Here is a 9,872-nt window from a genome sequence, read left to right on the forward strand (position 1 = left end):
TTCGGAGGTTTAGGCAGTGGCACGTCAGGTTAGTCTGGAAATGACCCGAAATATCGGGATAATGGCACATATAGACGCGGGAAAGACCACCACCACCGAGCGTATTCTCTACTACACGGGCGTCTCTCACAAGATCGGTGAGGTTCACGACGGCACTGCCACCATGGACTGGATGGAGCAGGAGCAGGAGCGTGGCATCACCATCACCTCCGCTGCAACCACCTGCATGTGGAAAGACCACCGTATCAACATCATCGACACCCCGGGTCACGTCGACTTCACCATCGAGGTGGAGCGTTCCCTGCGCGTGCTCGACGGTGCAGTAGCTGTTTTCTGCTCTGTTGGTGGCGTGGAGCCGCAGTCTGAGACCGTGTGGCGTCAGGCTGACAAGTACCGCGTACCCCGCATTGCCTTCGTCAACAAGATGGACCGTATCGGCGCGGACTTCTTCCGCGGCGTCTCCATGATCAAGGATCGCCTGAAGGCGAACCCTGTTCCGCTGCAGATCCCGATCGGTGCCGAAGAGAACTATAAAGGGGTTGTCGACCTCGTGGAGATGAGGGGAATCGTGTGGAACGACGAGTCCCTCGGTGCTCGCTACGACGTCATCGAGATCCCGGAAGAGCTGAAGGCCCAGGCGCAGGAGTACCGCGATCTTCTGATCGAGGAGATCTCCAGCCATGACGACGAGCTCATGGAGAAGTACCTCGGGGGCGAGGAGCTCACGAAGGAAGAGATCAAGTCCGCCATCAGGAAGTCGACGCTGGCGATCCAGATCTGCCCGGTTATCTGCGGTTCCTCCTTCAAGAACAAGGGGGTGCAGAACCTCCTCGACGCCGTTCTCGACTACCTCCCGGCTCCGACCGACATTCCGGCGATCCAGGGGATCGACGCGAACACCGAGGCACCGATCGAGCGTCACGCTTCTGACGACGAGCCGTTCTCCTCCCTCGCGTTCAAGATCATGACCGACCCGTACGTCGGGCAGCTTTGCTTCTTCCGTGTGTACTCCGGCGTCATGAACTCCGGCTCCTATGTGTACAACTCCACGAAGGGGAAGCGCGAGAGGATCGGCCGTATCCTGAAGATGCACGCCAACAAGCGTGAAGAGATCAAGGAAGTGTACGCAGGCGACATCGCTGCTGCCGTCGGTCTCAAATACACCACCACCGGCGATACCCTCTGCGCAGAAGACAGCGCGGTTATCCTCGAGTCGATCGAGTTCCCCGAGCCGGTCATCTCCATCGCCATCGAGCCGAAGACAAAGGCAGACCAGGAGAAGCTCGGCATCTCCCTCGCGAAGCTCGCCAGCGAGGACCCCTCCTTCCGCGTGAAGACGGACGAGGAGACCGGCCAGACAATCATCTCCGGCATGGGGGAGCTGCACCTCGAGATCATCGTCGACCGTCTCATGCGCGAGTTCAAGGTTGAGGCGAACGTCGGCAAGCCGCAGGTCGCCTACCGCGAGACCATCACCAAGAAGGTCAAGAGCGAAGGGAAGTTCGTGCGCCAGTCCGGCGGCCGCGGCCAGTTCGGCCACGTCTGGATCGAGATCGAGCCGCAGGAGCCCGGGAAAGGGTACGAGTTCGTCGACGCCATCAAGGGCGGCGTCGTTCCCCGCGAGTACATCCCGGCTGTCGACAAGGGTATCAAGGAAGCTCTCGATAACGGCGTCATGGCAGGGTACCCCGTCGTCGACGTCAAGGTCACCCTCATCGACGGTTCGTACCACGAGGTCGACTCCTCCGAGATGGCCTTCAAGATCGCGGGCTCCATGGGCTTCAAGGAAGGGTGCTCCAAGGCGTCGCCGTGCATCCTCGAGCCGATCATGTCCGTCGAGGTGGTTGTGCCGGAAGAGTACATGGGCGACGTCATCGGCGACCTGAACTCGCGCCGTGGCCGCATCATGGGTATGGAAGGACGCGCAGGCGCCCAGGTCGTCACCGCGATGGTGCCGCTGGCCCAGATGTTCGGCTACTCCACTGACCTTCGTTCCGCAACCCAGGGACGTGCAACCTACTCCATGACCTTTGACCACTACGAGCAGGTGCCCAAGTCGGTCGCTGATGAGATTGTCGCAAAGGTTAAAGGCTAACATTTAATACCTATCGAGGAGGACTCGGAAATGGCAAAGGCAAAATTCGAAAGAACCAAACCCCATGTGAACATAGGCACCATCGGCCACGTTGACCACGGTAAGACTACCCTTACCGCTGCCATCACGAAGGTTCTGGCAGGCAAGGGCCAGGCCGAGTTCAAGGCCTTTGACCAGATCGACAACGCTCCGGAAGAGCGTGAGCGCGGCATCACCATCGCCACCGCACACGTCGAGTACGAGACCGACAAGCGCCACTACGCACACGTCGACTGCCCGGGTCACGCCGACTACGTGAAGAACATGATCACCGGTGCTGCCCAGATGGACGGCGCTATCCTGGTTGTTTCCGCAGCTGACGGCCCGATGCCGCAGACCCGCGAGCACATCCTCCTTGCGCGTCAGGTCGGCGTCCCCTACATCGTCGTCTTCCTGAACAAGGCGGACATGGTGGACGACGAGGAGCTCCTCGAGCTCGTCGAGCTGGAAGTCCGCGAGCTTCTCTCCTCCTACGACTTTCCGGGGGACGATATCCCCATCGTGAAGGGTTCCGCCCTGAAAGGGCTCGAAGGGGACAAGGGGGAGCTCGGCGAGCAGGCGATCCTGGCTCTCATGGACGCAGTCGACTCCTACATCCCGGAGCCGCAGCGTGCTGTTGACCGTCCGTTCCTCATGCCGGTCGAGGACGTTTTCTCCATCTCCGGTCGTGGCACCGTCGCTACCGGCCGCGTCGAACGCGGTATCGTGAAGGTCGGCGAGGAGATCGAGATCGTCGGCATCAAGACCACCGCCAAGACGACCGTTACCGGCGTCGAGATGTTCAGGAAGCTTCTGGACGAGGGTCGTGCAGGGGACAACATCGGCGCGCTGCTGCGCGGCGTGAAGCGTGAGGACATCGAGCGCGGCCAGGTTCTGGCCAAGCCGGGCTCCATCACCCCGCACACCAAGTTCAAGGCTGAAGCCTACATCCTCTCCAAGGAAGAAGGCGGCCGCCACACTCCGTTCTTCAACGGCTACCGCCCGCAGTTCTACTTCAGGACCACGGACGTGACCGGCGTTGTTGATCTTGAGCCGGGCACCGAGATGGTTATGCCTGGTGACAACGTCGCCATCACCGTGAACCTGATCACCCCGATCGCCATGGACGAAGGTCTGCGCTTCGCAATCCGCGAAGGTGGCCGCACCGTCGGCGCCGGCGTCGTCAGCTCCATCATAGCTTAAAAAAAACGGCTTCAGAGCAACGGTCCACCTCCTCCGGGAAGCTCCCGGGGGGAGGTGGACTTATGTTCGAAACTGCTTGATAACGAGGAAGAGATGCCTAGTCAGAAAATAAGAATCCGCCTGAAAGCATACGATCACAAACTGCTCGACACCTCGGTGGGCGAGATCGTCGATACCGCAAAGAGAACGGGTGCCCGTGTTGCCGGTCCGATCCCGCTGCCGACCGTCGTCAACAAGTACACCGTGCTGCGCGGACCTCACGTGGACAAGAAGTCTCGCGAACAGTTCGAGATCAGGACCCACAAGAGGCTGATAGACATCCTCGAGCCCACCCAGCAGACTGTGGATGCGCTGATGAAGCTTGACCTTTCAGCGGGTGTGGACGTCGAGATCAAGCTTTAACAGAATCCAAGGATAGGAAGTCAGCCATGAACAAGGGATTGATTGGGAAAAAACTGGGCATGACCCAGATATTTGCCGAGGACGGAAGACGTATCCCCGTCACCGTCGTCGAGGCAGGGCCGTGCGTGGTGCTGCAGAAGAAAACCACCGAGCGCGACGGCTACAACGCCATCCAGGTCGGGTTCGCCCCGAAAGAAGCTTCTCGCGCGACCCAGGCGCTGGTTGGTCACTGTAAGGCCGCCGGCCAGGGCACCTTCGGGGTGCTCCGCGAGTTCCGCATCGAGGACGTCGATCGCTTCAACGTGGGCGATGTCATTGATGCATCCGTTTTCGCCGCAGGCGACTTGGTCGACGTGACCGGTACAAGCATCGGTAAGGGCTTCCAGGGCGTCGTGAAGCGCTGGGGCTTCAAGGGCGGTCGTGCCAGCCACGGTTCCCGCTTCCACCGCGCTCCCGGCTCCATCGGCTGCTCGGCAACGCCCTCCCGCGTCTTCAAGAACAAGAAGATGCCCGGGCAGCTCGGAAACGAGAAGGTCACCGTCCAGAGACTGCGCATCGTGCGCGTCGACGCCGCTGACAATCTGATTCTGCTCGGTGGAGCGATCCCCGGTTCTGCTAACGGCGTCGTCCTGATCAAGGACTCCGTCAAGAGCAAGAAATAAGGGGGCTGGAGAGAGTTATGGCAAAGCTTGATTTATTCGATATCAAGAAGAACAAGGTCGGCGAGATCGACATCGCCGATGCCGTCTTCAACGACGACGTCCGCGAGTACCTGATCCACGAGGCTGTAAAGATCCAGCTCGCAAACCGCAGGCAGGGCACCGTGTGCGTGAAGAACCGCGCAGTGGTCGCCGGCTCCGGGAAGAAGCCGTTCAAGCAGAAGGGGACCGGCCAGGCCCGTCAGGGCGCCAAGCGCGCTCCGCAGTACCCGGGCGGCGGCGTCGCCTTCGGTCCGCGCCCGAAGACGTACGACCTCTCCATGAACAAGAAGGCTCGCCGTGCGGCGCTGCGCTCCGCGCTCTCCCTTCTGTTCAAGAAGGAGCGGATCACCGTGCTGAACAACTTCGACCTCCCGGAAGTGAAAACAAAGGGGTTTGTCGAGGTCTTGAAAGCCTTTAACCTTGACAAGACCCTGGTTATCACGGATACTGCCAATCCCACTTTGGAGCTGTCCGCCCGCAACGTCAAGAACGTCAAGGTCCTCGGTTCTGCTGGCCTCAATATTTTCGACATCATGAAATTCCAGAGCGTCATCTTCACCGAAGCTGCCGTTCGCCAGGTTGAAGGAGCGTTACAGTCATGAATATCTATGACGTCATCAAAAAGCCTCTGATCACCGAGAAGACCACCATCGAGAAAGACGCTCGCAATGTGGTCGCCTTCGTGGTCAACAGCGCGGCAAACAAGATCGAGATCAGTGCCGCGGTGAAAGCGCTCTTCAACGCCGAGGTCGCTTCCGTTAAGACCGTGAACGTCGCCGGGAAGACGAAGCGCACCATGCGCGGCGTTTCGAAGCGCTCCAACTGGAAGAAGGCGTATGTGACCCTCAAAGAGGGGCAGAACATCGACTTCTTCGAAGCTTAAAGATTAATTTTTATCTGCGGGGTTTTAGATAATGGCTATAAAAACTTACAAACCTACCTCTGCGGGGATCAGGCACCAGACCTGCTCGGCCTTTGACGAGATCACCACCAGCAAGCCGGAGAAGTCCCTTCTGGTGAACCTGAAGAAGACTGGCGGCAGGAACTCCAATGGCCGCATCACCTCCCGTCACATCGGCGGCGGACACAAGCAGAAGTACCGGATCATCGACTTCCGCAGGGACAAGAAGGACATCCCGGCGAAGGTCGTCTCGATCGAGTACGATCCGAATCGCTCTGCACGTATCGCGCTCCTGAACTACGTCGACGGTGAGAAGCGCTACATCCTGGCCCCTGTCTCCCTGAAGGTCGGTGATACCGTTATCTCCAGCGCCCAGGCGGATATCAAGCCCGGCAACGCGCTTCCGATCAGGTTCATCCCGCTCGGTACGATCATCCACAATATCGAGCTGAAGATAGGCAAGGGTGCCCAGCTGGCACGCTCCGCAGGTACCTTTGCACAGCTCATGAGCAAGGAAGGGAAGTACTCGACCGTGAAGCTTCCGTCCGGCGAGGTGCGCATGATCCTCATGGACTGCATGGCCACCATCGGCCAGGTCGGGAACGTGGACCACGAGAACGTCTCCATCGGCAAGGCCGGACGCAGCCGCTGGCTCGGCAAGCGCCCGCACGTGAGGGGTGTCGCGATGAACCCGGTCGACCATCCGCACGGCGGTGGTGAAGGTCGTACCTCCGGTGGCCGTCATCCGGTTACCCCGTGGGGTATCCCGACGAAGGGTTACAAGACGAGGACGAACAAGACCTCGTCCCGCTTCATCGTCAAAAAGCGCACCAAATAACTCATCGAGTAGAGGATTATAAAGATGGCAAGATCTATTAAGAAGGGACCTTTCGTTGACGCTCATCTCGAAGCAAAGGTCCAGGCGGAACTCGCCGGAGCCAAAAAGGTGATCAAGACCTGGTCGCGCAGGTCGACCATTACCCCGGACTTCATCGGGCTTACCTTCGCGGTGCACAACGGCAAGAAGTTCATCCCCGTATTCGTCACCGAGAACATGGTCGGTCACAAGATCGGCGAATTCTCGCCTACCAGAACCTTCTACGGTCATGCTGCCGACAAGAAGAGCAAGCTGAAGAAGAAGTAAGGTCTTAAAGGAGTTATAGAATGGAATCGACAGCCAAATTATCCTCTGTGCGTCTCTCCCCGAGAAAGACCCGGCTGGTGGTTGATATGGTGCGCGGCAAAGGGATCCAGGTGGCACTGAACACCCTGAAGTTCTCCCCGCAACCGTCCGCCAAGCTGATCTCGAAGCTCCTCACCTCTGCCGTGGCGAACGCCGAGCAGAAAGGGGTTTCCGACGTGGACGCGCTTTATGTGAAGACCATCTTCGTGGATGGCGGCGCGACCCTGAAGCGCTTCACCCCCCGCGCGATGGGCAGGGCGAGCAAAATTAGAAAACCGACGAGCCACATTACCGTGGTCCTTGCGGAAAAGAAATAAGCAACCGACCGGAGGTGGAGTTTTGGGTCAGAAAGTTAATCCTATAGGGTTCAGGCTTGGAGTTATCAAAACCTGGGATTCGAAGTGGTACGCGGAAAAGGACTACGCAGCGCTCCTGCACGAGGACATCAAGCTGCGCAACTTCCTCAAAAAGCGGCTGTATCATTCCGGGGTCTCCAAGATTGAGATCGAGAGAGCGGCGGGCAAGGCGAAGATCAACATCTACACCGCTCGTCCGGGGCTCATCATCGGTAAGAAGGGCTCTGAAGTCGAGACCCTGAAGAAGGAGCTGGCCAAGCTCACCGATAAAGAGGTATACCTCAACATTCAGGAAGTAAGAAAGCCTGAGTTGGATGCCCAGCTGGTGGCCGAGAATGTCGCGCTGCAGCTCGAGCGCCGCATCGCGTTCCGTCGCGCCATGAAAAAGAGCGTGACGAGCACGCTGAAGTTCGGCGCCAAGGGGATCCGTATCACCTGCTCGGGCCGTCTCGGGGGGGCAGAGATGTCCCGTACCGAGTGGTATCGTGAGGGGAGGGTGCCGCTGCACACGCTGAGGGCAGACATCGACTACGGCTTTGCAGAAGCCAAGACTACCTATGGCATCATCGGCGTTAAAGTGCTCCTCTTCAAGGGTGAAGTGCTCTCCGCCATAAAATAGATAGAGGAGTTTTTTGCGATGTTAATGCCCAAAAGAGTTAAGCATAGAAAGCAGATGAAAGGGCGCATGACCGGCACGCCTCAGCGCGGCATCGAGCTCGCGTTCGGCGAGTTCGGCCTGCAGGCCACCGAGTGCGGCTGGCTCGATTCCCGCCAGATCGAGGCTGCTCGTATCGCCATGACCCGCTACATCAAGAGGGGCGGCAAGATCTGGATCCGCATCTTCCCGGACAAGCCGCTGACCGCAAAGCCCGCCGAGACCCGTATGGGTAAAGGCAAGGGCTCCCCGGATTCCTGGGTCTGTGTGATCAAGCCGGGCCGGATTCTGTACGAGATGGAAGGGGTAACAGAAGAAGTGGCACGCGAAGCTTTCCGCCTTGCGGCGCACAAGCTGCCGATCGCCACCAAATTCACCCAAAGGAAGGACGTCAATGAAGGCTAGTGAACTGCGTAACGCGAGCGTAGAGGACCTCTCGGCAAAGAACGCCGAGCTGACCAAGGAACTGTTCAACATCACGTTCCAGCTCCACACCGGGCGTCTGGAGAATACTGCCAAGCTTTCCCTTCTCAAGAAGGACATCGCCAGGGTGAAGACCATACTCCGTGAAAAGAGAGGGTAAGACAAATCATGAGTGAAAGAGGCAACAGGAAAACCCAGATCGGCGTGGTGGTCTCAGACAAGATGGACAAGACCGCCGTTGTGAAGGTGGAGCGCCTGGTCAAGCACCCGGTTTACAACAAATACATCAAGAGGTCTGCGAAGTACAAGGCCCATGACATTGATAATTCCGCCAAGATCGGCGATCGCGTCGTGATCGTCGAGACCCGTCCTTTGTCCAAGGACAAGCGCTGGAAGATCAGACAGATTATTGAGCCCAAAGCTTAAGCAGGGTAGGAGTTAACAATGATTCAGATGCAGACACTACTGGACGTAGCGGATAATTCCGGTGCGAAGAAACTTTTTTGCATCAAGGTGCTGGGCGGCTCCAAGCGCCGTTACGCCGGCATCGGTGACATCATCGTCGCCTCGGTAAAGGAAGCGCTCCCCAATTCGAAGGTGAAGAAGGGCGACGTCGTCAAGGCCGTCGTCGTGCGCACCGCGAAGGCTGTGGGACGTCCGGACGGGTCGTACATCCGTTTCGACACCAACTCCGGGGTGGTGATCAACAACGCCAAGGAGCCGGTCGGGACCCGTATCTTCGGGCCCGTGGCCCGCGAACTCAGGGCAAAGAAGTTCATGAAGATCATCTCCCTCGCCCCTGAGGTACTTTAATAATTTCTGGAGAATAGCCATGCTGGGCAAAAAGCTACATGTGAAGAAAAACGATACCGTTGTTGTCATCGCGGGTAAGGATCGCGCCAAGAGCGGCAAGGTCCTCGAGATTGTCCCGAAGAAGGATGGCGTGCTGGTCGAGGGGATCAACATCGTTAAGCGCCACACCAAGGCTCGCGGCAGCGAGCAGGGGGGGATCCTGGAGAAGGAAGCCCCGGTGCATATCTCCAACGTGCAGCTTTTTTGCGGCAAGTGCAAAAAGCCGGTGCGCACCAAGATAGCGGTTCTGGAAGACGGCAAAAAGGCACGCCTCTGCGTCAAGTGCGGCGAGTCTTTCGATAAATAGTGGGAGGAAGCAATGGCACGGCTTAACGAGCTTTATAATAAAGAGATAATTCCACAGCTCATGAAGGATTTCGACTACAAGAACGTCATGGAAGTGCCGAAGCTTGTAAAGATCGTCATCAACATGGGTCTGGGTGAAGCGATCCAGAACGTGAAGATCCTGGACTCGGCTGCTGAGGAGCTCTCGGCGATCGCCGGGCAGAAGCCGGTGATCACGAAGGCGAAGAAATCGATCGCAGGCTTCAAGCTGCGTCAGGGGATGCCGATCGGCTGCGCGGTCACCCTGCGCCGTGAAAGGATGTTCGAATTCCTGGACAGGCTCGTCACCGTGTCGTTGCCGCGCGTGCGCGACTTCAAGGGGATCTCCGGCAAGGCCTTCGACGGCAAGGGGAACTACTCCCTCGGCGTGAAGGAGCAGCTGATCTTCCCCGAGATCAACTACGACAAAGTCGACAAGATCAAGGGTCTCAATATCACTATAGTGACCACCGCAAAGACAGACGCTGAAGGCAAGGCACTCCTGAAACTCATGGGCCTGCCGTTCAGGAACTAAATAGTTTCGGAGGATTTCCGTGGCAAAGACATCGATGATGATAAAGGCCCAGAGGGGTAATAAATTCAAGGTACGTGACAGGAATCGTTGCCCTCTGTGCGGCCGCCCCCGTGCCTACTACCGGAAGTTCGACATGTGCAGGATCTGCCTCAGAAAGCTGTCCAACAGTGGCCAGATTCCCGGTGTCGTTAAGTCCAGTTGGTAACAGACAAGATAAGGATTAA

General features: G+C 58.1%; 17 protein-coding genes. All 17 read left to right on the plus strand.

Annotation, left to right across the window (positions count from 1 at the left end):
* Window positions 1-16 precede the first annotated feature (16 nt).
* The 17 genes from fusA (at window position 17) to LPW11_RS12600 (ending at window position 9,853) form a co-directional block, all read left to right on the plus strand.
* Window positions 17-2,095, plus strand: a complete 2,079-nt coding sequence (gene fusA, locus LPW11_RS12520; protein ID WP_230994219.1) for an elongation factor G — start codon at window positions 17-19, stop codon at window positions 2,093-2,095.
* Between the two features lie 30 nt (window positions 2,096-2,125).
* Window positions 2,126-3,316, plus strand: a complete 1,191-nt coding sequence (tuf, locus tag LPW11_RS12525) for an elongation factor Tu (protein WP_230994208.1) — start codon at window positions 2,126-2,128, stop codon at window positions 3,314-3,316.
* 93 nt (window positions 3,317-3,409) lie between these two features.
* A complete protein-coding gene (rpsJ, locus tag LPW11_RS12530; RefSeq protein WP_230994220.1) occupies window positions 3,410-3,718 on the plus strand; it encodes a 30S ribosomal protein S10 in 309 nt (102 codons plus the stop codon).
* A 26-nt stretch (window positions 3,719-3,744) separates the two neighbouring features.
* Window positions 3,745-4,380, plus strand: coding sequence for a 50S ribosomal protein L3 (rplC, locus tag LPW11_RS12535; protein WP_230994221.1), 636 nt, complete (start codon window positions 3,745-3,747; stop codon window positions 4,378-4,380).
* Between the two features lie 17 nt (window positions 4,381-4,397).
* Window positions 4,398-5,021: a 50S ribosomal protein L4 gene (rplD, locus tag LPW11_RS12540; RefSeq protein ID WP_230994222.1), complete on the plus strand. Its 624-nt coding sequence runs from the start codon at window positions 4,398-4,400 to the stop codon at window positions 5,019-5,021.
* A complete protein-coding gene (locus LPW11_RS12545) occupies window positions 5,018-5,302 on the plus strand; it encodes a 50S ribosomal protein L23 (protein ID WP_230994223.1) in 285 nt (94 codons plus the stop codon). The genes rplD and LPW11_RS12545 overlap by 4 nt, the downstream gene beginning before the upstream one ends.
* Before the next feature lie 31 nt (window positions 5,303-5,333).
* Window positions 5,334-6,158 carry a 50S ribosomal protein L2 gene (gene rplB, locus LPW11_RS12550; protein ID WP_230994224.1) on the plus strand — a complete coding sequence of 275 codons (825 nt, stop codon included), beginning with the start codon at window positions 5,334-5,336 and terminating at the stop codon, window positions 6,156-6,158.
* Between the two features lie 24 nt (window positions 6,159-6,182).
* Window positions 6,183-6,464, plus strand: a complete 282-nt coding sequence (rpsS, locus tag LPW11_RS12555) for a 30S ribosomal protein S19 (protein ID WP_230994225.1) — start codon at window positions 6,183-6,185, stop codon at window positions 6,462-6,464.
* Between the two features lie 20 nt (window positions 6,465-6,484).
* Complete coding sequence (gene rplV, locus LPW11_RS12560) at window positions 6,485-6,820, plus strand: 50S ribosomal protein L22 (RefSeq protein WP_230994226.1); 336 nt, start codon at window positions 6,485-6,487, stop codon at window positions 6,818-6,820.
* 22 nt (window positions 6,821-6,842) lie between these two features.
* Window positions 6,843-7,478 (plus strand): 30S ribosomal protein S3, encoded by a 636-nt coding sequence (gene rpsC / locus LPW11_RS12565; protein WP_230994227.1) that lies wholly within the window; start codon window positions 6,843-6,845, stop codon window positions 7,476-7,478.
* Between the two features lie 18 nt (window positions 7,479-7,496).
* On the plus strand, window positions 7,497-7,919 hold the full coding sequence (gene rplP, locus LPW11_RS12570; protein ID WP_230994228.1) for a 50S ribosomal protein L16: 423 nt from the start codon (window positions 7,497-7,499) through the stop codon (window positions 7,917-7,919).
* Window positions 7,909-8,097, plus strand: coding sequence for a 50S ribosomal protein L29 (gene rpmC / locus LPW11_RS12575; RefSeq protein ID WP_230994229.1), 189 nt, complete (start codon window positions 7,909-7,911; stop codon window positions 8,095-8,097). The genes rplP and rpmC overlap by 11 nt, the downstream gene beginning before the upstream one ends.
* Before the next feature lie 8 nt (window positions 8,098-8,105).
* Entirely contained in the window at window positions 8,106-8,363 is a 258-nt protein-coding gene (gene rpsQ / locus LPW11_RS12580) for a 30S ribosomal protein S17 (protein ID WP_230994230.1), read from the plus strand.
* A gap of 18 nt (window positions 8,364-8,381) precedes the next feature.
* Window positions 8,382-8,750: a 50S ribosomal protein L14 gene (rplN, locus tag LPW11_RS12585; RefSeq protein WP_012529376.1), complete on the plus strand. Its 369-nt coding sequence runs from the start codon at window positions 8,382-8,384 to the stop codon at window positions 8,748-8,750.
* 19 nt (window positions 8,751-8,769) lie between these two features.
* Window positions 8,770-9,096, plus strand: a complete 327-nt coding sequence (rplX, locus tag LPW11_RS12590) for a 50S ribosomal protein L24 (protein WP_230994231.1) — start codon at window positions 8,770-8,772, stop codon at window positions 9,094-9,096.
* Between the two features lie 12 nt (window positions 9,097-9,108).
* Window positions 9,109-9,648, plus strand: a complete 540-nt coding sequence (gene rplE / locus LPW11_RS12595; protein ID WP_230994232.1) for a 50S ribosomal protein L5 — start codon at window positions 9,109-9,111, stop codon at window positions 9,646-9,648.
* Between the two features lie 19 nt (window positions 9,649-9,667).
* Entirely contained in the window at window positions 9,668-9,853 is a 186-nt protein-coding gene (locus tag LPW11_RS12600; protein WP_230994233.1) for a type Z 30S ribosomal protein S14, read from the plus strand.
* Window positions 9,854-9,872: the final 19 nt, after the last annotated feature.

The organism is Geomonas sp. RF6 (assembly GCF_021044625.1).
Classification (GTDB): domain Bacteria; phylum Desulfobacterota; class Desulfuromonadia; order Geobacterales; family Geobacteraceae; genus RF6.

What these genes read in the sequence shown, in the direction of transcription:
- tuf (WP_230994208.1), top strand. Translation starts at nt 2,126, where the DNA reads ATGGCAAAGGCAAAATTCGAAAGAACCAAACCCCATGTGAACATAGGC.
- rplB (WP_230994224.1), top strand. Translation starts at nt 5,334, where the DNA reads ATGGCTATAAAAACTTACAAACCTACCTCTGCGGGGATCAGGCACCAG.
- rpsQ (WP_230994230.1), top strand. Translation starts at nt 8,106, where the DNA reads ATGAGTGAAAGAGGCAACAGGAAAACCCAGATCGGCGTGGTGGTCTCA.
- rpmC (WP_230994229.1), top strand. Translation starts at nt 7,909, where the DNA reads ATGAAGGCTAGTGAACTGCGTAACGCGAGCGTAGAGGACCTCTCGGCA.
- rplN (WP_012529376.1), top strand. Translation starts at nt 8,382, where the DNA reads ATGATTCAGATGCAGACACTACTGGACGTAGCGGATAATTCCGGTGCG.
- LPW11_RS12545 (WP_230994223.1), top strand. Translation starts at nt 5,018, where the DNA reads ATGAATATCTATGACGTCATCAAAAAGCCTCTGATCACCGAGAAGACC.
- rpsJ (WP_230994220.1), top strand. Translation starts at nt 3,410, where the DNA reads ATGCCTAGTCAGAAAATAAGAATCCGCCTGAAAGCATACGATCACAAA.
- rplD (WP_230994222.1), top strand. Translation starts at nt 4,398, where the DNA reads ATGGCAAAGCTTGATTTATTCGATATCAAGAAGAACAAGGTCGGCGAG.
- rplC (WP_230994221.1), top strand. Translation starts at nt 3,745, where the DNA reads ATGAACAAGGGATTGATTGGGAAAAAACTGGGCATGACCCAGATATTT.
- rplX (WP_230994231.1), top strand. Translation starts at nt 8,770, where the DNA reads ATGCTGGGCAAAAAGCTACATGTGAAGAAAAACGATACCGTTGTTGTC.
- rplP (WP_230994228.1), top strand. Translation starts at nt 7,497, where the DNA reads ATGTTAATGCCCAAAAGAGTTAAGCATAGAAAGCAGATGAAAGGGCGC.
- rpsS (WP_230994225.1), top strand. Translation starts at nt 6,183, where the DNA reads ATGGCAAGATCTATTAAGAAGGGACCTTTCGTTGACGCTCATCTCGAA.
- rplV (WP_230994226.1), top strand. Translation starts at nt 6,485, where the DNA reads ATGGAATCGACAGCCAAATTATCCTCTGTGCGTCTCTCCCCGAGAAAG.
- rplE (WP_230994232.1), top strand. Translation starts at nt 9,109, where the DNA reads ATGGCACGGCTTAACGAGCTTTATAATAAAGAGATAATTCCACAGCTC.